Below are 19,088 nucleotides of genomic sequence, written 5' to 3' on the forward strand. Positions count from 1 at the left end.
CTTTTCTTCACTCGTCATCCCGGACCTGTTCCGGGAGCCACCGATCCGCAAGCGCCGCAGCCCTTTGGTGCGCGGCAGGGTGGATCCCGGAAAAGGTCCGGCAGGACGGAGGAGCGCGCCGCATGACGCGCCTTTCCCCCGCCTTCGCCCGCGCGGCAGCGGAGCACCGCGCCGCGCTCGTCACCTTCGTCACCGCGGGCGACGGCCCCACCTCGGCCATCCTCGACGCGCTCGTCGAAGGGGGCGCGGACGTGATCGAGCTCGGCCTGCCGTTCACCGATCCGATGGCGGACGGCCCCGCGATCCAGCGCGCCAACCTGCGCAGCCTCGGCGCCGGCACGCGCACCGCGGACATCCTGAAGATCGCTGCCGACTTCCGCCAGCGCCACCCGGACGTGCCGCTCGTCCTGATGGGCTACGCGAACACCATGACGCGCCCCGATCCGTGCACCTTCGCCGGCCGCGCGGCCGAAGCGGGCGTGGACGGCCTCATCTGCGTCGACATCCCGCCCGAACAGGCCGACGAGCTTCAGCATTGCCGCGCCGCGGGGCTCGACGTGATCCGCCTCGCCACCCCCACCACCGACGCCGCGCGCCTGCCCGCGGTGCTGGAGGGCGCATCCGGGTTCCTCTACTACGTCTCCGTCGCCGGCATCACCGGCCTGCAACAGGCAGCCCAAGCCTCGATCGAGGACGCCGTCACCCGGCTCAAGGCCGCCACCGACCTGCCCGTCGCCGTGGGCTTCGGCGTGCGCACCCCCGAACAGGCCGCCGCCATCGGCCGGGTTGCGGACGGCGTGGTCGTCGGCTCGGCGATCGTCGAGCTGGTCGAGAAGCATGGCCCCGATGCGCCGCAGCCGGTGCGCGCCTATATCGAAAGTCTCGCCTCGGCCCTGGCCGGGGCACGCAAGGAAATCGCCGCATGAGCTGGCTCAGCAACGTCCGCAACGCGCTCTCGTCCTTTGTTCCGGCCTCCCGCGAGACGCCGGACAACCTCTGGCACAAGTGCAAGGGCTGCGGGCAGATGACGTTCCACAAGGAGCTGGAGGAGAACCTCCACGTTTGTCCGCACTGCGACCATCACGATCGCATCGGTGCGGCGCTGCGCTTCGACTACGTGTTCGACGGCGCGTACACGATGCTGCCGACCCCTAGGGTGGCGGAGGATCCGCTGAAGTTCCGGGACCAGAAGCCCTATCCCGCCCGGCTCAAGGCCGCCCGCGCCGCCACGGAGGAGCAGGACGCGCTACTGAACGCGGTGGGTACGATCGGCGCGCACAAGGCGGTCGTCGGCGTGCAGGACTTCGCCTTCATGGGCGGATCGATGGGCCTTGCCGTGGGTGAGGCGTTCGTCCGCGGCGTGGAGGCGGCGATCGCCGAGCACGCGCCGTACATCATCTTCACCGCAGCGGGCGGCGCGCGCATGCAGGAGGGCATTCTCAGCCTGATGCAGATGCCGCGCGCCACCGTCGCCATCCAGATGCTGCACGATGCGGGGCTGCCCTATATCGTCGTGCTCACCGATCCCACCACCGGCGGTGTCACCGCCAGCTATGCCATGCTGGGTGACGTGCAGATCGCCGAGCCGGGCGCGCTGATCGGCTTCGCGGGCCAGCGGGTGATCGAATCGACGATCCGGGAAAAGCTACCGGAAGGCTTCCAGCGCGCCGAATATCTGCTCGCCCATGGCATGCTCGACATGGTGACCCATCGCCGGGACCTGCCCGCCACGCTGGCGCAGGTGATCGACTTCCTCACCGTGGCGAAGGCGGCCTGAGCAAGCGAAGGCACTGCCCCAGCGGAGCCGCGAGCATCCCATGCCCGATCATGCCAGCTCCAGCCATCCCGCCGTCCAGGCGCAGCTCGACCGGTTGTGGCGCCTCTCGCCCGGCGCCGACGTGCTGGGGCTGGAGAGGATCACGCGGCTGCTGGCGCGGCTGGGCGATCCGCACCTTTCGCTGCCGCCGGTGTTCCATGTCGCGGGCACGAACGGCAAGGGTTCGACCTGCGCCTTTCTTCGCGCCGCGATCGAGGCTTCCGGACATGACGTCCATGTCTTCACCTCGCCGCACCTCGTCCGCTTCAACGAGCGTATCCGCATTGCCGGCCGGCTGATCGAGGACGAACAGCTCGCGCCGCTCCTGTCGGAAGTGCTGGATGCGGCAGGGAGCGGAGATGGAGCGATCGGCGCCAGCTTCTTCGAGGTGACCACGGCGGCGGCCTTTCTCGCCTTTGCCCGCACGCCGGCAGCGGCGACGATCGTGGAGGTCGGGCTCGGCGGCCGGCTGGACGCCACCAACGTCCTTTCCGCGCCGGCGGTCACGGGTATCGCCTCGCTCGGCATCGACCACCAGTCGTTTCTCGGCGCCACCCTGCGCGAGATCGCCGGCGAGAAGGCGGGCATCGCCAAGCGCGGACGCCCCCTCGTCACCATGGCCTACCCGGCCGAAATCGCCGAGCATGTCGGCTCCCTCGCGCAGCAAGCGGGTGCCCCCGTCCATGCGCTGGGCAGGCACTGGTGGTACGAGACGGCCGGAGAGACGCTTCGCTATCGCGATCCCGGCTTCTCCGTCGTGCTGCCCGCGCCGCGCCTCGTGGGACCGCACCAGTCTGGCAACCTCGCGCTGGCGATTGCCATGCTCCGGCACCAGGGCGCCATCGACGTGCCCGAGGCGGCAATGCGCGCGGCCGGCGACTGGGCGCAATGGCCGGCGCGCTTTCAACATCTCTCGCCGGGCCCTCTCCATGGGCTCCTCCGGCCCGGCACCGACCTGTGGCTGGACGGCGGGCACAATGAGGATGCGGCCCGGGCGATTGCCGCGGCGATCCGCGCGCGACTGCCGGGGCGGGTCTCGCTTGTGCTCGGCATGCTCGCCAACAAGCCGGCCGAGCCCTTCCTCGCCGCGCTTGCCCCGCTGGTCGACCAGGTGGTGGCGGTGCCGATCCCGGGACATGACCATCACGCCCCCGAGCGCCTCGCGGGGATCGCCGCCGAGCTCCGCCTTCCCGCGCGCGCCGCCGTCGATCTCCCGGGAGCACTCGCGGTACTTGGCGGAGCGGAGCGGGTTCTCATCGCCGGCTCGCTCTACCTTGCCGGCGAAGCGTTGAGGCTGAACGACGAACTGCCGGTCTGACGTCGTTTATTGAGATTGACTATCAATAGCGCGGCGGTGAAGATGTCCTCAACGACATCGGAGTCCCGCATGACCGACGCGCCCGCTACGACGACCCTGCTCCCCAATCCCCTGCCGCTGGATGCCAATGCCCGCATCGCCCTGTTCGCGTTCCGCCGGATGGGCGCGCATGGGCTGGCCGACGCGCATGCGGCGCAGATGATGTTCACGGCGTTCGGTGCGCAGTTCCGCCGGCCGCTGCTGCTCATGCGCGCCCTGATGGCGGACATCGCGGCCAATGCGGCCTGCTCCATCGCCATCGCGCCCTGCTGCTGCCCGCGAGCAACCGCGTCGGAAACGGCGTTCCTCACGATCCTCGCTCGGGCGGAAACCGCGCCGGAGACCGCCCGGCTCCTGCTCGCCGATCTGCTTGGGCACCGCCGCATCGACGGCGCGCTGGCCAGCGCCACCGCGGTCGCCGCCGCCTTTGCCGACGCGGGCCGCCCCATCGGCGCGTAGCGGCTAGCGTTCGCTTCCGGTCGGGACGCCCGCCGTTCCGATCGATTCCTCGACCAGCCCGCGGCGGCCCATCCACCAGAACAGCACCACGCCGGGCAGCGCCACCAGCACCGTGATCCAGTAGAACCCGACCCAGCCGAGCGCGTCCACCAGATCGCCCGCCACCGCCACGTTAAGCAGGCGGCCGACCACGCTCGCCGCCGAGGAGATCAGCGCATATTGCGCCGCCGTGAAGCGCAGGTCGCACAGGGCCGAGAAATAGGCGACCACCGTCACCCCGCCGATCCCGCTGGCGATGTTCTCGAACCCGATCGCGCCGGCCAGCCCCGCGTTGCTGTGTCCTGCCGCCGCCAGCAGGGCGAAGCTGGCGTTGGAAACCGCCATCAGCACCAGGCTCAACAGCACCGACCGGCGCAGGCCGAGCCGGGCGTACAGCACCCCGCCCAGAAACACGCCGACCCAGAACGCCCAGAAGCCGACCCCGACATCGTACAAGGCGATCTCGTCATTGGAGAAGCCCAGATCGTCCAGCAGCAGCCGTAGCACCAGCTGGCCCAACGTATCGCCGATCTTGTGGATCAGCACGAAGGCCAGCACCAGCCAGGCGCCGTGCCGCCGAAAGAACTCGGTGAACGGGCCGATGATGGAGGCGCCGATCTCGGAAAGGCCACGCCGGCCGACCGGCTCGCGGTGGCGCTCCGGCTCGCCCATCAGCAGCGCCACCGCCATGGCCGGCAGCACGAACACGAGGCAGGCAAGATAAGCGGACGACCAGCCCACGCGCGCCGCGAGGACCAGCGCGAGGCTCCCCGCCAGCACGGACCCGATCCGCCAGCCATATTGCGTCATGCCGGACCCGACGCCCATCTGATAGGGCTTCAGGATCTCGATGCGATAGGCGTCGATGACGATGTCGTAGGTCGCCCCCGCCAGTCCGACGAGGAGGGCGGCGGTGATCGTCGCGCCCAGCTGCGTGCCCGGGTCCACCCGTGCGAGATTGGCCACCGCCGCCATGGCGAGCAGGCCGGCGAACAGCATCCACGTCACCCGCTGGCCCAGTCGCGCGCTGCCCGGCAGGTGCACGCCGTCCACCACCCAGGCCCAGAGCGGCTTCAGGTTGTAGACCAGGAACGCCAGGGTGAAGGCGGTCACCGTCTTCTTGTCGATGCCGCTCTGCGCCAGCCGCGTCGTCAGGGTCGCGCCGATCAGCGTGAAACACAGGCCCGAGGAGATGCCGAGAAAGAACGAGGCGAGCGGCGCACGCTCGAAATAGGGACGCACACCGTCCGTCCATGTCCTGCTTGCCGCAACCAACTCCGCCATCCTCTCAAGTGTTCGAACGGCAGGCGTTAGCGCAAGCGCCGCGCGGGGGACAGGCGGCGCGGCATTTCGTCCGATGCGTTCGGCCGGGCCGGCCTTTTCAGCCGCCGCGATCCGCCACCTGCTGGAACAGGGTGAAGCCTGCCGGCACCCGCCGCGCCCGCTTTCCCGCCAGGGCATCGCCGATGGCATCGATCGCCCCCAGCAGCTCGCGCTGGGTATAGGGCTTGGTCAGGCAGCCGGCGGCAACCTCCCGGCCCCCGTCCGGGCAGGCGCCGGTGACGAACAGCGCCGCGATGCCGCGCGCCTTTGCCGCCCGCGCCACGTCCAGCCCGCTGCCATCGGCAAGCCCGATATCCACCAGCACCAGATCCACCGCCACGCCATCGGCCAGCACCGCCACCGCATCGGCGACCCGGTCCACTGTCGCCACGATCTCGAAGCCTTCGTCCCGCAGGAAGTGTTCGTTGTCGAAGGCGACCAGCGGCTCGTCCTCCACGATCAGCAACCGCTCGATCTGTCGCTTCTTCCTGCCGAACATGCCCTGCCCCGTCCAACACTGCACGGCGTGCCATTCCACATGGCGCCGAAAAAACCGCCGATCGTTACGCGCGAGACACCAACGCGCCGAGCTGCGATCGGGTGCGCAAAATTTTTGTCGCACCCCGGCGTGTTGATGTAGAGGCCCGATCGTGGCCAAAAACGAACCTCCCCGCGACGAACAGCGGATCGCCAAACTGCTCGCGCGCGCCGGCGTCGCCTCCCGGCGGGAGATCGAGCGGATGATCGCCGAGGGGCGCGTGGCGCTCCACGGCAATTTGGTGGAAACCCCGGCCACGCTGCTTCCCTCGCTTGCCGGCGTCACCGTGGACGGCAATCCCGTGGCGGAGCCCGAGGCGGCACGCCTTTTTCTCTATCACAAGCCGGTGGGCCTGCTCGTCACGGAGCGCGACCCGGGCGGGCGGCCGACCATCTACGATCGGCTGCCAAGCGGCCGGCCCCGCCTGCTTCCGGTCGGCCGGCTCGATCTCAACACGGAAGGCCTGCTCCTCCTCACCACCGATGGCGAACTGAAGCGCCAGCTGGAGCTGCCGGCCACCGGCGTGGAGCGTGCCTATCGTGCGCGCGCCTATGGCCCGGTGACGCAGGCGCAGCTCGAAGACCTGATCCATGGCGTCGAGATCGACGGCATCCGCTACGGCTCGATCGACGCCAATCTGGAGCGCCGGACCGGCACCAATGTGTGGATCGAAGTGGTCCTCAAGGAGGGCAAGAACCGCGAAGTGCGCCGGGTGCTGGAGCATCTCGGCCTCAAGGTGAGCCGCCTTCTGCGCACGCGCTACGGCCCGTTCGTGCTCGGCGACCTGCCGGTCGGCGCGGTGGCCGAAGTGCGCCCCCACGACGTGGACAGTTTCCGCAAGAACCCCACCCGGCTCGACCTGCCGCAACCGGCGCGCCGCGCGTCCCCGTCGATCCGTGCGGAGGCTCCGGCGGAGAGCGAGCCGGTGCGCCGGCCCGCACCCCGGCCGCAGCGTTTCGCCGCGCCCGTCTCGCCCAAGGCGCCTTCCCAGGGATCGGCCGCTGCCGGAAGGCAACCGGCGAGAGGCGACCGCGCAACCGACCGGCCGTCCCGAACCGCGGCCGGCGAACGGCCGGCCCGCGCGGCCGCCAGCCGACCCGTCGGTGCGGATGCTCCCTCCGGCAAGCCCAATGGCAGAAAGGCCAAGGGCCCGCGCACGCGCGCTGATGGCACGGTCGCGGTGCGCGAAGGCTCCGCGCGGGAGAAGCGCGCCCGCACCTTCCGCGATGCGGGCGAGCCGCGCACCGTCCGCCCCACCGGCGCCAAGCCCAAGCGGCCGCCGCGGCGTCCGAAATGAGGATCATCGCCGGCCAGTGGCGCGGCCGTCCCTTGCTCGCGCCCAGGGGCGACGCGACCCGGCCGACTGCCGACCGGACCCGCGAAGCGCTGTTCTCCATGCTCGCCAGCCGGCTCGGCAGCTTCGAGGGACTGGCGGTGGTCGATCTCTTCGCCGGGTCCGGCGCTCTGGGCCTTGAGGCATTGTCGCGCGGTGCGGCGACCTGCCTGTTCGTCGAACAGGACAAGGCGGCGCTTGACGCGCTGCGCACGAACGTCGCCAAGCTGGGCGCCAGTGGCGCGGATGTGCGCGCCGGCTCGGTTCTCGCCCTGCCCCCTGCGCGCGCGCCACTCGATCTGCTGATGATGGACCCGCCTTATCGCACCGGCGCGGGCCTGGTCGCGCTGGACAAGCTCGCCCGGCTCGGCTGGACGGGTTCTGGCACCTGGATCAGCCTGGAAACCGCCAAGGAGGAACCGGTCACCCCGGCCGGCTTCGTCGTTGATGGCGAACGCGTCCATGGCAAGGCGAAGCTCACGCTGCTGCGGCCTGCCTGATCGGGATCAAGCAAGCGAACCGGACGCCGGGTCAGGCGTTGTTCAGCGACCATGTTCTAGGAACGTTCGCATGCGAAAGATACTCACCGCGGCCGCGCTGGCGGCCCTCACGCTGTCCTCGCCGGTGCTCGCCAAGGACAAGCTTTCTCCCGACGCCGAACTCGCCAAGCTGCTGCAGGGCCGTGTGGCGGGCAAGCCGGTCAACTGCATCAACCCGACCAATGCCTGGTCCACCCGCATCGTGGAGGGCAAGGCGATCGTCTATCAGGTCGGCGGAACCCTGTACGTGAACCAGCCGCGCTCGGGCGCCGAGAACCTGAGCGACGACGATATCCTCGTCACGCGCATCTACGGCAGCCAGCTGTGCAGCATCGATTCGATCCGCCTGGTTGATCGCTATTCCGGCTTCCCGCGCAACTTCGTCATCCTCGACAAGTTCGTGCCCTACGCCAAGCCGAAGGCCGGTCGCACCAGCTGATGCCCGGCGTCACACCTCTAGCGCGACCGTTGCGGGGCTCTCCTCGCTGCGCAGCATCAGCAGCGCGACGAGGCTGAGGGCCGCCGCCGCGCTGCCGTACAGGCCGACAAGGGTCAGTCCGCCGCGCATGGCCAGGCCTTGCGCGACGAGCGGGGTCAGCCCGCCGCCCAGCACGCCCGCGACGTTGAAGGCCATGGAGGCGCCGGTATAGCGCACCCGCGGCGGGAACAGGCCGGGAAGCCAGGCGGCGAGCGGCCCATAAACCAGCCCCATCAGGAACAGCGCCGCGGCGAGATAGGCGAACACCAGCGCAGGCGACCCACTGCCCATGAGCGGCTCCATGACGAAGCCGATGCCGATCACCCCGACACAGCCGGCGCCCAGTACCCGGCGCTCGTCCCACCGCGCATCCGCCGCCCAGGCCGCCACGACGATGCCCGCTGCCATGAACAGGATGGCGCCAAGCTGGATCTGCAGCATCGTCGTCATTGAAAGCCCAAGGGTCTTGGTGCCGTAGCCCAGCGCAAAGGCGGTTGCGACATAGTAGAGCGCGAAACAGGCGATCGCGCCCACCGTGCCGCCAGCCAACGCCCGCCCATGATGCCGCACCAGTTCGGCAAAGGGCACGGCAGGCGGCGGAGCCTCCGCCAGCGCGGCTGCGAACTCGGGCGTCTCGGTCAGCTTCAGGCGGATATAGAGGCCCACGATCACCAGCAGCGCCGACAGTGCAAACGGCAGCCGCCATCCCCAGTCATGGAACTGCGCCGGACTGAGCGCCCCGCCCAGCACCAGGAACAGGCCGTTGGCCGCGATGAACCCTGCCGGCGCGCCCAGCTGCGGCGCCATGCCGTATCGCGCGCGCCAGCCCGGCGGGGCATGCTCCACCGCCAGCAGCGCCGCCCCGCCCCATTCGCCGCCCAGCCCGAACCCCTGTCCGAAACGCAGGAGGCACAGGAGGACCGGTGCCCAGATCCCCGCCTGTGCATAGCCCGGCAGCACCGCGATCAGCACGGTGGACAGCCCCATCGTCAGCAAGCTCGCCACCAGTGTCGACTTGCGCCCGATCCGGTCCCCGAAATGCCCGAAAAAGGCCGCGCCGATCGGCCGGGCAAAGAACGCCACCGCCAGGGTAGCGAAGGCGGCGAGCTGCTGCGTGCCCGGCGCCGAGCGCGGGAAGAACAGCTCCCCCAGCACCAGCGCCGCCGCCGTGGAGTAGATGTAGAAATCGTAGAACTCGATCGTGGTGCCCATGAAGCTGGCGAGCAGCACGCGTCGCGGGGAGTTGCCGGTCATACCGGGAAGCTCGCTGCCGGGAGCGGCTGCGTCAAGACAATGGCGGCTGCTGCCGACCCGCCCTCCGGAGAAACCCGACGCCTCATGCCTGATACCTGCGCCCCAAGACACGGACGCCATCCGCCAGGAACATTTCACAGGCGCAACATGCCGGCAATGCCGCTCCGCCAATAAGTCGCCACCGGCCACGCCCAATTCTCCCGGCGATGCTGCCGGTCCTTGCCGGATGCCCCCCTGCGCATCCGGCACCCCGAACTCACGGGAGCGGCCGTTCGGCGGTCGCTCCCGGCCTTTTGCCCGCTCAGCCCGGATAGCGCTCAAAGGCCGGCAGGTCCGCGATCCGTTCCACCCAGCCCAGCCGCTCCGCCACCTGGATCTGCGCGCCGGGCGCGTGCTCCTCGGGCGAGTCCAGCGTTGCGCTCTGGATATCGACCAGCCCCGGCAGCACCGCTTCGTTGCGATAGAACAGGCCGGTGCCGCAGGTGCCGCAGAACTGCCGGAACACGCCCGGCGAGGATTCGAAGGTGGTCGGCGTGCCCGTGATGCTCACGCCCTGTTCGGGAAAGGCCAGCCAGGCGACCATCGGCGCGCCCGCGCTCGCCCGACAGTCGCCGCAATGGCAGACCGCATGATGCTCCGGTGCGTCTGCCGCTTCGTACCGGACCGCCCCGCAGCGGCACCCTCCATTGATCGCCATCGCTCTTCTCCCGTTGCCCGTTTGTTCTCACAGCGGCCGCGGAAAGTCAAGCCCGAAGGTTGCTCTGCGGCGCGTCGTTCCCTACCTGTTCGGCGGTGAACGACCTTTCTCCGCCTGCCGCCGAACCCGCCTATCTGCGCTCGCTCAACGCGCCCCAGCGCGACGCCGTGCTCACCACCGACGGCCCCGTGCTGGTTCTCGCCGGCGCCGGCACCGGAAAGACCGCGGCGCTCACCGCCAGGCTCGCGCATCTCCTGTGGACCCGCAAGGCCTACCCGTCCGAGATCCTGTCGGTCACCTTCACCAACAAGGCCGCGCGCGAGATGCGTGAGCGCGTGGGCCGGCTGGTCGGCGATGCGGTGGAAGGCATGCCGTGGCTCGGCACCTTTCACGCGATCGGGGCGAAGATGCTGCGGCGCCATGCCGAGCTGGTCGGACTTCAATCCAATTTCACCATCCTCGACACCGACGATCAGCTGCGCCTGCTGAAGCAGCTCATCCAGGCGGCCGATCTCGACGAAAAACGCTGGCCGGCGCGAAGCCTGGCGGGGCTGATCGATGGCTGGAAGAACAAGGGCCTGACCCCCGCCGACCTCGATGCCGGCGAGTCGGAGCTTTACGCCAACGGCCGTGGCCAGCAGCTATATGCCGCCTATCAGGATCGGCTGCGCGCGCTGAACGCCTGCGACTTCGGCGATCTGTTGCTGCACATGCTGACCATCCTGAAGCGCGAGCGCGACGTGCTGGCCCAGTATCAGCAGCGCTTCCGCTACATCATGGTGGACGAGTATCAGGACACCAACAGCGTCCAGTATCTCTGGCTCCGCCTCCTGGCGCAGGAGCGCAAGAACATCTGCTGCGTCGGCGACGACGACCAGTCGATCTACTCCTGGCGCGGCGCTCAGGTGGAGAACATCCTGAAGTTCGAACGCGATTTCCCCGGCGCGAAGGTCATCCGGCTGGAACAGAACTACCGCTCCACCCCGCATATCCTTGGCGCGGCCTCCGGCGTGATCGCCAACAATTCGGGCCGCCTCGGCAAGGAATTGTGGACCGAGCTCGACGCGGGCGAGAAGGTGAAGGTGCTCGGCGTCTGGGACGGGCCGGAGGAGGCCCGCCGGGTCGGCGACGAGATCGAGGCGTGCCAGCGCGCGGGCAAGTCGCTGGACGAAATCGCCATCCTCGTCCGGGCACAGCACCAGACGCGCGAGTTCGAAGACCGCTTCATCGCGATCGGCCTCGCCTACCGCATCGTCGGGGGCTTTCGCTTCTACGAGCGGCAGGAGATCCGCGACGCCCTCGCCTATCTGCGCGTGGTCGCGCAGCCCGCGGACGACCTCGCTTTCGAGCGCATCGTCAACACGCCGAAGCGCGGTCTGGGCGACAAGGCGCTGGCCAAGGTCCACCAGCTCGCCCGGCGCGAGGGCATCCCGCTTGCCACGGCCGCCGCCCGCATCCTCGACACCGACGAGCTCACGCCCCAGGCACGCCGGGCGCTTGGCAGCCTGGTCGGCGACATGGCCCGCTGGCGCAGCATGGCGGGCGAGCTGCAGCATCCGGATCTCACCCGCCAGGTGCTGGACGAAAGCGGCTACACTGCCATGTGGCAGGCCGAAAAGTCGGCGGAAGCCGCAGGCCGGCTCGAGAACCTGAACGAACTCGTCCGGGCCATGGAGGAATACGAGTCGCTCGGCGCCTTTCTCGAACATGTCAGCCTCGTCATGGACAACGAGAATGCGGCGGACGAGCCCAAGGTCACCATCATGACCATCCATGCCGCCAAGGGACTGGAATTCGACACCGTGTTCCTGGCGGGATGGGAGGAAGGCCTCTTCCCGTCGCAGCGGGCGCTGGACGAAGGCGGGCTCGCCAGCCTCGAGGAAGAGCGCAGGCTCGCTTATGTCGCGATCACGCGCGCCCGCCGCCGCGCGGTGATCCTCCATGCGGCCAACCGGCGCATCTACGGGCAATGGACGTCGTCCATCCCTTCGCGCTTCGTGGCGGAGCTGCCCGGCCATCATGTGGAAACGGAGACGACCATGAGCGGCGGCGAGTCGCTGTGGCGGGCGAACTGGTCGGAACGCGCCGATCCCTTTGCCGATGTCGGCCGCGGCACCGGTCGAGGGCCGGGCTGGCAACGCGCGGCCGGCACGCTGGGCGCTACCTCCACGGGCACCCGGCCCGGGGGTGAATGGACCAGCCGCACCTTCACCCGCGAGCCGCAGCGTGTGGTTGAATCCCGCGCGTCCGCCGTCAGCATCGGCAACAAGGGCCGCGGCGATCTCAGCGTCGGGCAGCGCGTGTTCCACCAGAAGTTCGGGTACGGCGACATCGCGCAGATCGAGGGCAACAAGCTGGAGATCGATTTCGAGCAGGCCGGCCGCAAGCGCGTGATGGACAGCTTCGTCACCGCAGCCTGACGGCGCGATCCTGCCTCCTTTTCTCGGTTTCGTGCATTCTGGCGAGAGGAGGCCGACATGTCCGAGACAGCGCAGAAGACGGATCCCGAACTCTGGGAAAAGGTGAAGCACGAGATCACCGCCGGCGCCAAGGGCGGCAAGCGCGGGCAATGGTCTGCGCGCAAGGCGCAAATGGCCGTTGCGGAATATCAGAAGCGCGGCGGCGGCTATGTCGGCGGCAAGGACGAGGACAACTCGCTGCACCAGTGGACGGAGGAGGATTGGGGAACGAAGTCGGGCGAGGAGAGCGGCAAGACGGGCGAGCGCTACCTCCCCAAACAGGCCCGGGAGGCGCTGAGCGACGCGGAATACCGCCGGACCACGGCCAAGAAGCGAGCCGACACGAAGAAGGGCAAACAGCACTCCGCCCAGCCGCATGACGTGGCCCAGAAGACCGCGCCCTTTCGCGATCACCGCACGCGCGCCGAGCTCTATCAGGCGGCGATCAAGCGGGACATTCCCGGCCGTTCCAGGATGAACAAGGAACAGCTTCTCGCCGCGCTACACTGATCGGCGACGCGGCCAGGCACCGCCTGCCCACAATGCCCACCAGACGATCGCCGGCTGCAGCAGCAGGCGGGGACCATGGTACCAGATCGGAAGTCCGGTGCCGGTCCCGAGGTCGCGGATCGCATGCTGCACATTGGCGGGGAACACGCACACGGCATAGGCGGCGAGGCCCCACGCCGCCGCCACGCGCCAGCGACGCGTCGCCAGGCCGACCACGCCCGCCAGCTCGCACAGTCCCGTCACCAGCACGACCAGATGCGGGGTCGGCACCCAGTGCGGCATGATCGACACCATCGCCGGCGCGACGAGGAGATGGGCGATCCCGGCAATCGCGTAAAAGCCCATCAACAGCCAGCGAGCGATCCGCCGACCGCGCGTTTCCCTCACCGCGAAGGCCATGCGGCGACGATGTTAGGCCTCTGCGAAGGTCGCCCCGATCTCTTGCTCCGGGAAAACGTCAGCCTTCGATCGCCATCAGCGTGACGCCGGAATACCGCTCGGCATCCGCCTCGAACAGCGGGCTGCGCTGGAAGGCGCGCGGCGTGAGCCGGACGGCCGACAACCCCGCCAGCTTGAACGTGGCGATCTTCGGCTCGCGCGGCGGCTTGCCCTCGCGCGCGATCGGCTCCGCGTCCATGAACAGTTCGTCATGCTTGGTGTACAGGATGTGCGGCGCCAGCGTCATCTCCACCCGATTGTAGGTGGCGGAAAGGCACATCTTGCGGACGATCGCTTCGAAGATGATCGGCGTGCAGGCGGGTGCCGCCGGGGCCGCCGCCACGGCGGGGCGCTTCAGGGTCAGAGTTCCGGACATAAGGGCACCATACCCTCTCTCGCTGCGATGCAGCAAGAACCTTTGGGCTTTCCGTCTGTTCCCCGCTGGGCCTACAAACATCGCCATGCCGCATTCTCTCCCGTCCGAACCGGTCCGCCAGCCTCGACTTGGGCGAGCGTCGTTCGGCGCCCGGCCCGGCGGCGAGGGTTCCTGCGCATGAGCGATGGATTGCCGCTGCCTCGCCGTTACCCCGCGATCGCCGCGATCTCGGCGGGTTCCGCCCTGGTCATCATCGACGGCGGCATCGCCAACGTCGCCCTGCCCACCATCGCGCGGGATCTTCACGCAACCAGTTCGGAAGTGGTGGCGATCGTCACCGTCTACCAGCTTTTCCTGGTCATGCTCCTCCTGCCCTTTTCAGGACTGGGAGAGCGCATCGGCCTGAAGCGGATGTATCAGCTCGGCCAGCTGGTCTTCACCGTTTCCACGCTGCTGTGCTTCTTCGCCCATTCGCTCGCCTTCCTGCTGATCGTGCGCGCCTGCCAGGCAGTGGGCGCGGCCGCGGCGCTCAGCGTGTCCTCGGCGCTGCTGCGCCAGATCTATCCGGCAAAGCAGCTCGGCCGCGGGCTGGGTATCAACTCCGTTGTGGTGGCAAGCTCCGCGGCGGCGGCGCCGACCTTGGGCGGGCTGGTGCTGGCGGTCGCGCCCTGGCCCTGGGTGTTCGCCAGCGCCGTGCCCTTTGCGGTGATAAGCCTTCTCCTCGGCCGCGCTCTTCCGGCGCCGCAACCGCGAGAGCAGCCCTTCGACGTGCTGGGCGCGGCGATGTGCGCGGCGATGTTCGGGCTCATCATCGGCGGCGCGGAAACGGGCGTTCATGGCAGCAGCCCCGTTGTCTCCGCCGCGATCGTCCTCGCCGGCATCGCGCTGGGCGTCGCCTTTGTGCGCCGGGAGCTGGTCGACCCCGCGCCGATCCTGCCGGTGGACCTGCTTGGCCGGCCCGTGCTGGCGCTGTCCGTCATCGGCGCCTTTACCGCCTTTATCGCCTCGCAGACGCTGCTCGTGTCCACCCCCTTCCGGCTCACGCACGAGTTCGGCTGGACAGCCACGGCGGTGGGCGCCGCCATCGCGCCCTGGCCGCTGACGAACATGCTGGTGGCGCCGCTCTCCGGCTTCCTTTCCGACCGGATTCCCGCCGGGTTGCTCGGCGGCATCGGCATGGCCATCTCCATCACCGCGCTGACCCTGCTCGCCACCCTTCCGCCGGACGCGGGCTACTGGGACGTGGCGTGGCGGATGGCGCTCTGCGGATCGGGCTTCGGGACATTCCTGCCCCCCAATGCGCGGCTCATCATCGGCTCTGCTCCACGAGAGCGCGCGGCGGCGGCGGGCGGTCTCGTCGCGACGGTGCGCCTGGTGGGCCAGACCACCGGCGCGACCCTCGTCGCCGTCCTCCTGGCGCTGGGCCTCGGCGCGGGCGCTACGCCGCCGCTGGTCGCCGCCGGGATGGCGCTGATCGCCGGATTGTGCAGCCTTGCACGGCTGCGCCCGTCCATCCGCAACCCCGCGCCTGCAGAAGTGCAGGATGAGGTGCCGACCCTCAAACAGTCGCGATAGGCGGCGGAACGGGGCGCGGGTGCACCCGTTGAATGATCTGCATCAAAGCGGAGAAACGCCATGCCCTACATCAAGACGCGCGACGGTACGGACCTGTACGTGAAGGATTGGGGCGAGGGCCGTCCCGTGGTCCTGATCCACGGCTGGCCGCTGTCCTCCGACAGCTGGGACAAGCAGGCCATGGCGCTGGCGAATGCCGGCTTCCGCGCGATTGCCTATGACCGGCGCGGCTTCGGGCGGTCCGGTCAGCCCTGGTCCGGCTACGACTATGACACGCTCGCCGACGATCTGGCGGACGTGTTGCGCGAAACCGGCGCGACCTCCGATGCGACGCTCGTCGGCTTCTCCATGGGCGGCGGCGAGGTTGCCCGCTACATGAGCCGGCACAACGGCCAGGGCGTGATCGGTGCCGGCCTCATCTCGTCGGTCGTACCCTACATGCTGAAGACCGACGACAATCCCGATGGCGTGCCCGAAGCCAAGCTGCAGGAGATCGCCGCCGGCATCCAGAAGGATCGCCACGGCTTCTTCCCCAGCTTCTTCAAGGACTTCTTCGGCGTCGGCATGCTCTCCGCTCCGGTCACGTCCGATACCATCGACTGGGCGGTACAGGTGGCCAACATGGCCGGGCTGAAGCCGATCCTGGCCTGCGCGCAGAGCTTCGGCCATACAGACTTCCGCGGCGATCTGGCCGCCTTCCGCGTCCCGACGCTGGTGGTCCATGGCACGTCGGACAACACCGTGCCGATCGACCCGACCGGCCGCGCGGCGGCAAAGGGCATCGCGCAGTCGCAGCTTGTGGAATATGACGGCGCGCCGCACGGCCTGACGGTGACCGAAAGCGACCGGTTCACGCGAGACCTGCTGACCTTCCTTGGCGCGGCCCCCGGCGGCGTGTCGAGCGAACAGGAGGCTGCGCTGCTCCAGCCCTGATGGTCGCATCGCCCCGGAGCGACGTTCCGGGACGACCCTTCCTAGTTGCGGGGCACGATGATCTCGTCCGGGTGGACCACGTTGAGGTCCTTGCGGGTCAGCTCGTCCACCATGTCGGGATCGGCATGCTTGGGATCGAGCAGCGCCACCCGGTTCTCCAGAATGGCCTGGCGCTTCTTCAGGGCCGCAAGCTCTGCCTCACGCCGGGCGAGCTGGCGCTGGATGTCGCCATAAGCGAGCGCGCCGTTCGGTCCGAACACGGCATAGCCGCCGAACACGGCGACAACGATCAACATCAGCGCCGGCGGACCCGCGCGGCGAAGGAGGACGGAGACTTTGCCGGGGCGTTTGGCCATGTGGCCATTTTGCCCGCCCCGGCCAAAGCTAGCAAGCCTGATCAGCGCTTGAGAATGCTGCGCCCGGCATAGACGGCCGCGTCCGCCAGCTCTTCCTCGATGCGGATGAGCTGGTTGTACTTGGCCAGCCGGTCCGAACGCGCCAGGCTGCCCGTCTTGATCTGCCCGCAATTTGTGGCAACCGCCAGGTCCGCGATCGTCGCGTCCTCGGTTTCGCCCGACCGGTGCGACATGACGGCGGTATACCCCGCCCGCTGCGCCATCGACACCGCCTCCAGCGTCTCCGACAGGGTGCCGATCTGGTTGACCTTCACCAGCAGCGAGTTGGCCAGGCCGTCGGCGATGCCCTGGCGCAGGCGCTTCGGATTGGTGACGAACAGGTCGTCGCCGACCAGCTGCACCTTGTCGCCGACCAGGTCGGTCAGGATCTTCCAGCCCTCGAAATCGTCCTCGCTCATCCCGTCCTCGATCGACAGGATCGGATAGCGGCGGGTGAGGTCGGCGAGGTACTCGGCCATCTCCCCGCTCGACAGGACCTTGCCCTCGCCGCTGATATGATACTGGCCGTCGCGGAAGAACTCGGTCGCGGCGCAGTCCAGCGCCAGCATGACGTCGTCGCCCGGCTTGTACCCGGCCTGCTCCACCGAACGCATGATGAAATCCAGCGCGTCGCTGGTCGAGGCGATGTTGGGAGCGAAGCCGCCCTCGTCGCCCACCGCCGTCGCCAGCCCCTGGTCGTGCAGGTTCTTCTTCAGCGTGTGGAAGATCTCCGCGCCGCACCGCACCGCCTCGGCCAGCGTCGCGGCGCCGACCGGCATGACCATGAATTCCTGGAAGTCGATCGGATTGTCGGCATGCTCGCCGCCGTTGATGATGTTCATCATCGGCACCGGCAGCACATGCGCCGCCACGCCGCCGACATAGCGATAGAGCGGCAGCCCGCGCGCATCCGCCGCCGCCTTCGCCGCCGCCAGGCTCACGCCCAGGATCGCGTTGGCGCCCAGTCGACCCTTGTTCTCCGTGCCGTCCAGCGCGATCATCGCGGCGTCCAGCTCTGCCTGGTCTTCCGCCTCCAGGCCGAGGATCGCGTCGGCAATCTCCTCGTTCACGGCGTTGACCGCCTTCAGCACGCCCTTGCCGAGGAACACGCTCTTGTCGCCGTCGCGCAGCTCCACCGCCTCGTGCGCGCCGGTCGACGCGCCGGACGGAACCGCGGCGCGGCCGAAGCTGCCATCCTCCAGCATCATGTCCACTTCCACGGTCGGATTGCCCCGGCTGTCGAGGATCTGGCGGGCATGCACGTCGATGATTGCGGTCACGAAACGATCCTCTATCCTGTGGATGCGGCAGAGCGCAGGCGAGCCTCTAGCCAGTAAGCCGCAACGGGGCAAATCAGGCCGGGCGGATGGAACGTTACGCTTGCAGGCCGGTTGAACCGGGCGACCATCGGAACGAAGGGCATTGAACATGGCCGATACGAACAACAGCGGAAACGAAACCCCGCCGACCGGCACCGAATTCTCTCCTGCCGCGCCGCTCGACACCATGGAAGTCGAGTTCGACAGCGCCGCCGGCGGCCCGCAGGCGAACAAGTCGGAAGAAACCGGCAGCACGGCAGGCGGCACGACGGCGGGCACCGCCAAGCAGGCCTTTTCCGATGCCTCGCAGAAGCTCACCGCCTTCACCGGCGACAAGGCCCGCGCCTATGCCGAGGACGGCAAGGCGAAGGCCGGCTCGCTGCTCGACGATTTCGCCAGGCTGCTCCAGGATGCCGCGGGCAATGTCGACGGCAAGCTGGGCGAGCAATATGGCAACTACGCCCGCTCGGCGGCCAGCACCGTGTCGGACTTCTCCGGCAAGGTGAAGAACAAGGATCTGGACGAACTCGTCGCCGAGGCCCGCGGCTTCGTCGAGAAAAGCCCGGCCGTTGCGATCGGCACTGCCGCGGCGCTCGGCTTCGTGCTGATGCGCGTGGTCAAGGCGGGGATCGATGCCAACAAGACCGATGCCTGAAGCCAGCATGCGCCCGGCGGAGGAAGAGAGCATCGGCACGCTTGTCCTGCGCCTGCGGGACGATGCGGTTGAATATGGCCGGGCGCAGATCGGCGTCTACAAGGCGGAGGTCTCTTCCCGCTCCGCTCCGGCGAAATCCGGAGCGATCTTCGGCGTGGCCGCGCTCGTGCTGGCCCTGTCGGCGCTGGTTGCGCTGTTGGTGGGCCTGATCTTCACGCTTGCGACCTTGATCGGGCCAGGCGGCGCCACCGCGGTCGTGGTGATCGTCACCCTGGCAATCGCCGGCCTGCTCGGATGGCTGGCCGCCCGGAAGTTCGCCGTGGCGTTTGGAGGCGGGCAATGAGCGCCCCGGAAGTGAAGGCAGCGCAGGCGCGGGCCGATCTGGCAAAGGCGCGGATGCAGCAGACCCTGGCCGAACTCCAGGAGCGGGCACGCCCGGCCAACGTGGCCGAGGACGTCAAGGAAGCGGCCGTGCGTAACAAGGTGCCGCTGGCCGGCGCCGCCGGAGCCCTGACCCTGTTCATGGCGCGGAAGCCGCTCGCTCGCGCATTGCGGCGGATCACTCGCCGCTCCCCCGATCAGCAGAAATAAGGAA

Annotated in this window: 22 protein-coding genes; 14 read left to right on the forward strand and 8 right to left on the reverse strand. The window is 68.9% G+C overall.

Annotated features, from left to right (window positions below):
* Window positions 1-122 precede the first annotated feature (122 nt).
* The 4 genes from trpA (at window position 123) to DVW87_RS07355 (ending at window position 3,632) form a co-directional block, all read left to right on the forward strand.
* On the forward strand, window positions 123-926 hold the full coding sequence (gene trpA, locus DVW87_RS07340) for a tryptophan synthase subunit alpha (RefSeq protein ID WP_114687164.1): 804 nt from the start codon (window positions 123-125) through the stop codon (window positions 924-926).
* Window positions 923-1,777, forward strand: a complete 855-nt coding sequence (gene accD, locus DVW87_RS07345) for an acetyl-CoA carboxylase, carboxyltransferase subunit beta (protein ID WP_114687165.1) — start codon at window positions 923-925, stop codon at window positions 1,775-1,777. The genes trpA and accD overlap by 4 nt, the downstream gene beginning before the upstream one ends.
* 40 nt (window positions 1,778-1,817) lie before the next feature.
* On the forward strand, window positions 1,818-3,134 hold the full coding sequence (locus tag DVW87_RS07350) for a bifunctional folylpolyglutamate synthase/dihydrofolate synthase (RefSeq protein ID WP_114687166.1): 1,317 nt from the start codon (window positions 1,818-1,820) through the stop codon (window positions 3,132-3,134).
* A 69-nt stretch (window positions 3,135-3,203) separates the two neighbouring features.
* Window positions 3,204-3,632, forward strand: a complete 429-nt coding sequence (locus tag DVW87_RS07355; RefSeq protein WP_114687167.1) for a DUF6628 family protein — start codon at window positions 3,204-3,206, stop codon at window positions 3,630-3,632.
* Window positions 3,633-3,635: 3 nt separating this feature from the next.
* Here the strand turns inward: DVW87_RS07355 and DVW87_RS07360 are convergent, their stop codons facing one another.
* Complete coding sequence (locus DVW87_RS07360) at window positions 3,636-4,955, reverse strand: AmpG family muropeptide MFS transporter (protein ID WP_114687168.1); 1,320 nt, start codon at window positions 4,953-4,955, stop codon at window positions 3,636-3,638.
* Window positions 4,956-5,052: 97 nt separating this feature from the next.
* Complete coding sequence (locus DVW87_RS07365) at window positions 5,053-5,493, reverse strand: response regulator (RefSeq protein ID WP_114688129.1); 441 nt, start codon at window positions 5,491-5,493, stop codon at window positions 5,053-5,055.
* Between the two features lie 151 nt (window positions 5,494-5,644).
* Here DVW87_RS07365 and DVW87_RS07370 point away from each other — a divergent pair, with 151 nt between their 5' ends.
* The 3 genes from DVW87_RS07370 to DVW87_RS07380 all read left to right on the forward strand — a co-directional run bounded on the left by DVW87_RS07370 (window position 5,645) and on the right by DVW87_RS07380 (window position 7,843).
* Window positions 5,645-6,829, forward strand: coding sequence for a pseudouridine synthase (locus DVW87_RS07370; protein ID WP_239017814.1), 1,185 nt, complete (start codon window positions 5,645-5,647; stop codon window positions 6,827-6,829).
* Entirely contained in the window at window positions 6,826-7,365 is a 540-nt protein-coding gene (rsmD, locus tag DVW87_RS07375) for a 16S rRNA (guanine(966)-N(2))-methyltransferase RsmD (RefSeq protein WP_114687170.1), read from the forward strand. Before DVW87_RS07370 ends, rsmD begins: the two co-directional genes overlap by 4 nt.
* A gap of 70 nt (window positions 7,366-7,435) precedes the next feature.
* Window positions 7,436-7,843 carry a hypothetical protein gene (locus DVW87_RS07380; RefSeq protein ID WP_114687171.1) on the forward strand — a complete coding sequence of 136 codons (408 nt, stop codon included), beginning with the start codon at window positions 7,436-7,438 and terminating at the stop codon, window positions 7,841-7,843.
* A 9-nt stretch (window positions 7,844-7,852) separates the two neighbouring features.
* On the opposite strand, the gene DVW87_RS07385 is transcribed toward DVW87_RS07380, so the two are convergent.
* Window positions 7,853-9,136, reverse strand: a complete 1,284-nt coding sequence (locus DVW87_RS07385; RefSeq protein WP_114687172.1) for an MFS transporter — start codon at window positions 9,134-9,136, stop codon at window positions 7,853-7,855.
* Between the two features lie 301 nt (window positions 9,137-9,437).
* Window positions 9,438-9,833, reverse strand: coding sequence for a GFA family protein (locus DVW87_RS07390; RefSeq protein WP_114687173.1), 396 nt, complete (start codon window positions 9,831-9,833; stop codon window positions 9,438-9,440).
* Between the two features lie 95 nt (window positions 9,834-9,928).
* On the opposite strand from DVW87_RS07390, the gene DVW87_RS07395 reads away from it, so the two are divergent.
* Both DVW87_RS07395 and DVW87_RS07400 read left to right on the forward strand, forming a co-directional pair.
* Window positions 9,929-12,253 (forward strand): ATP-dependent helicase, encoded by a 2,325-nt coding sequence (locus DVW87_RS07395; protein WP_114687174.1) that lies wholly within the window; start codon window positions 9,929-9,931, stop codon window positions 12,251-12,253.
* Between the two features lie 57 nt (window positions 12,254-12,310).
* Window positions 12,311-12,802, forward strand: coding sequence for a hypothetical protein (locus DVW87_RS07400; protein WP_114687175.1), 492 nt, complete (start codon window positions 12,311-12,313; stop codon window positions 12,800-12,802).
* Here DVW87_RS07400 and DVW87_RS07405 read toward each other — a convergent pair.
* Complete coding sequence (locus DVW87_RS07405) at window positions 12,794-13,201, reverse strand: DoxX family protein (RefSeq protein WP_114687176.1); 408 nt, start codon at window positions 13,199-13,201, stop codon at window positions 12,794-12,796. The genes DVW87_RS07400 and DVW87_RS07405 overlap by 9 nt on opposite strands.
* A 58-nt stretch (window positions 13,202-13,259) precedes the next feature.
* Window positions 13,260-13,616 (reverse strand): hypothetical protein, encoded by a 357-nt coding sequence (locus DVW87_RS07410; RefSeq protein WP_239017815.1) that lies wholly within the window; start codon window positions 13,614-13,616, stop codon window positions 13,260-13,262.
* Between the two features lie 177 nt (window positions 13,617-13,793).
* Between DVW87_RS07410 and DVW87_RS07415 the strand changes: the two genes are divergently transcribed.
* Window positions 13,794-15,191, forward strand: a complete 1,398-nt coding sequence (locus tag DVW87_RS07415; RefSeq protein ID WP_114687177.1) for an MFS transporter — start codon at window positions 13,794-13,796, stop codon at window positions 15,189-15,191.
* A gap of 60 nt (window positions 15,192-15,251) precedes the next feature.
* Window positions 15,252-16,124, forward strand: coding sequence for an alpha/beta fold hydrolase (locus DVW87_RS07420; protein WP_114687178.1), 873 nt, complete (start codon window positions 15,252-15,254; stop codon window positions 16,122-16,124).
* A gap of 41 nt (window positions 16,125-16,165) precedes the next feature.
* Here DVW87_RS07420 and DVW87_RS07425 read toward each other — a convergent pair whose 3' ends face one another.
* Window positions 16,166-16,480 carry an FtsB family cell division protein gene (locus DVW87_RS07425; protein WP_114687179.1) on the reverse strand — a complete coding sequence of 105 codons (315 nt, stop codon included), beginning with the start codon at window positions 16,478-16,480 and terminating at the stop codon, window positions 16,166-16,168.
* A 41-nt stretch (window positions 16,481-16,521) separates the two neighbouring features.
* Window positions 16,522-17,799, reverse strand: a complete 1,278-nt coding sequence (gene eno, locus DVW87_RS07430; RefSeq protein ID WP_114687180.1) for a phosphopyruvate hydratase — start codon at window positions 17,797-17,799, stop codon at window positions 16,522-16,524.
* A 148-nt stretch (window positions 17,800-17,947) separates the two neighbouring features.
* Here eno and DVW87_RS07435 point away from each other — a divergent pair, with 148 nt between their 5' ends.
* From DVW87_RS07435 to DVW87_RS07445, 3 genes are read left to right on the forward strand one after another with little or no spacing between them, the layout of a single operon-like run.
* Window positions 17,948-18,493 (forward strand): hypothetical protein, encoded by a 546-nt coding sequence (locus DVW87_RS07435; RefSeq protein ID WP_114687181.1) that lies wholly within the window; start codon window positions 17,948-17,950, stop codon window positions 18,491-18,493.
* Window positions 18,486-18,836: a phage holin family protein gene (locus DVW87_RS07440; RefSeq protein WP_239017816.1), complete on the forward strand. Its 351-nt coding sequence runs from the start codon at window positions 18,486-18,488 to the stop codon at window positions 18,834-18,836. The genes DVW87_RS07435 and DVW87_RS07440 overlap by 8 nt, the downstream gene beginning before the upstream one ends.
* Entirely contained in the window at window positions 18,833-19,084 is a 252-nt protein-coding gene (locus DVW87_RS07445; protein ID WP_114687183.1) for a hypothetical protein, read from the forward strand. The genes DVW87_RS07440 and DVW87_RS07445 overlap by 4 nt, the downstream gene beginning before the upstream one ends.
* Window positions 19,085-19,088 lie beyond the last annotated feature (4 nt).

The organism is Sphingomonas aracearum (genome assembly GCF_003345355.1).
GTDB lineage: Bacteria > Pseudomonadota > Alphaproteobacteria > Sphingomonadales > Sphingomonadaceae > Sphingomonas > Sphingomonas aracearum.

What these genes read in the sequence shown, in the direction of transcription:
- trpA (WP_114687164.1), top strand. Translation starts at nt 123, where the DNA reads ATGACGCGCCTTTCCCCCGCCTTCGCCCGCGCGGCAGCGGAGCACCGC.
- accD (WP_114687165.1), top strand. Translation starts at nt 923, where the DNA reads ATGAGCTGGCTCAGCAACGTCCGCAACGCGCTCTCGTCCTTTGTTCCG.
- DVW87_RS07350 (WP_114687166.1), top strand. Translation starts at nt 1,818, where the DNA reads ATGCCCGATCATGCCAGCTCCAGCCATCCCGCCGTCCAGGCGCAGCTC.
- DVW87_RS07355 (WP_114687167.1), top strand. Translation starts at nt 3,204, where the DNA reads ATGACCGACGCGCCCGCTACGACGACCCTGCTCCCCAATCCCCTGCCG.
- DVW87_RS07360 (WP_114687168.1), bottom strand. Translation starts at nt 4,955, where the DNA reads ATGGCGGAGTTGGTTGCGGCAAGCAGGACATGGACGGACGGTGTGCGT.
- DVW87_RS07365 (WP_114688129.1), bottom strand. Translation starts at nt 5,493, where the DNA reads ATGTTCGGCAGGAAGAAGCGACAGATCGAGCGGTTGCTGATCGTGGAG.
- rsmD (WP_114687170.1), top strand. Translation starts at nt 6,826, where the DNA reads ATGAGGATCATCGCCGGCCAGTGGCGCGGCCGTCCCTTGCTCGCGCCC.
- DVW87_RS07380 (WP_114687171.1), top strand. Translation starts at nt 7,436, where the DNA reads ATGCGAAAGATACTCACCGCGGCCGCGCTGGCGGCCCTCACGCTGTCC.
- DVW87_RS07385 (WP_114687172.1), bottom strand. Translation starts at nt 9,136, where the DNA reads ATGACCGGCAACTCCCCGCGACGCGTGCTGCTCGCCAGCTTCATGGGC.
- DVW87_RS07390 (WP_114687173.1), bottom strand. Translation starts at nt 9,833, where the DNA reads ATGGCGATCAATGGAGGGTGCCGCTGCGGGGCGGTCCGGTACGAAGCG.
- DVW87_RS07400 (WP_114687175.1), top strand. Translation starts at nt 12,311, where the DNA reads ATGTCCGAGACAGCGCAGAAGACGGATCCCGAACTCTGGGAAAAGGTG.
- DVW87_RS07405 (WP_114687176.1), bottom strand. Translation starts at nt 13,201, where the DNA reads ATGGCCTTCGCGGTGAGGGAAACGCGCGGTCGGCGGATCGCTCGCTGG.
- DVW87_RS07410 (WP_239017815.1), bottom strand. Translation starts at nt 13,616, where the DNA reads ATGTCCGGAACTCTGACCCTGAAGCGCCCCGCCGTGGCGGCGGCCCCG.
- DVW87_RS07415 (WP_114687177.1), top strand. Translation starts at nt 13,794, where the DNA reads ATGAGCGATGGATTGCCGCTGCCTCGCCGTTACCCCGCGATCGCCGCG.
- DVW87_RS07420 (WP_114687178.1), top strand. Translation starts at nt 15,252, where the DNA reads ATGCCCTACATCAAGACGCGCGACGGTACGGACCTGTACGTGAAGGAT.
- DVW87_RS07425 (WP_114687179.1), bottom strand. Translation starts at nt 16,480, where the DNA reads ATGGCCAAACGCCCCGGCAAAGTCTCCGTCCTCCTTCGCCGCGCGGGT.
- DVW87_RS07435 (WP_114687181.1), top strand. Translation starts at nt 17,948, where the DNA reads ATGGCCGATACGAACAACAGCGGAAACGAAACCCCGCCGACCGGCACC.
- DVW87_RS07440 (WP_239017816.1), top strand. Translation starts at nt 18,486, where the DNA reads ATGCCTGAAGCCAGCATGCGCCCGGCGGAGGAAGAGAGCATCGGCACG.
- DVW87_RS07445 (WP_114687183.1), top strand. Translation starts at nt 18,833, where the DNA reads ATGAGCGCCCCGGAAGTGAAGGCAGCGCAGGCGCGGGCCGATCTGGCA.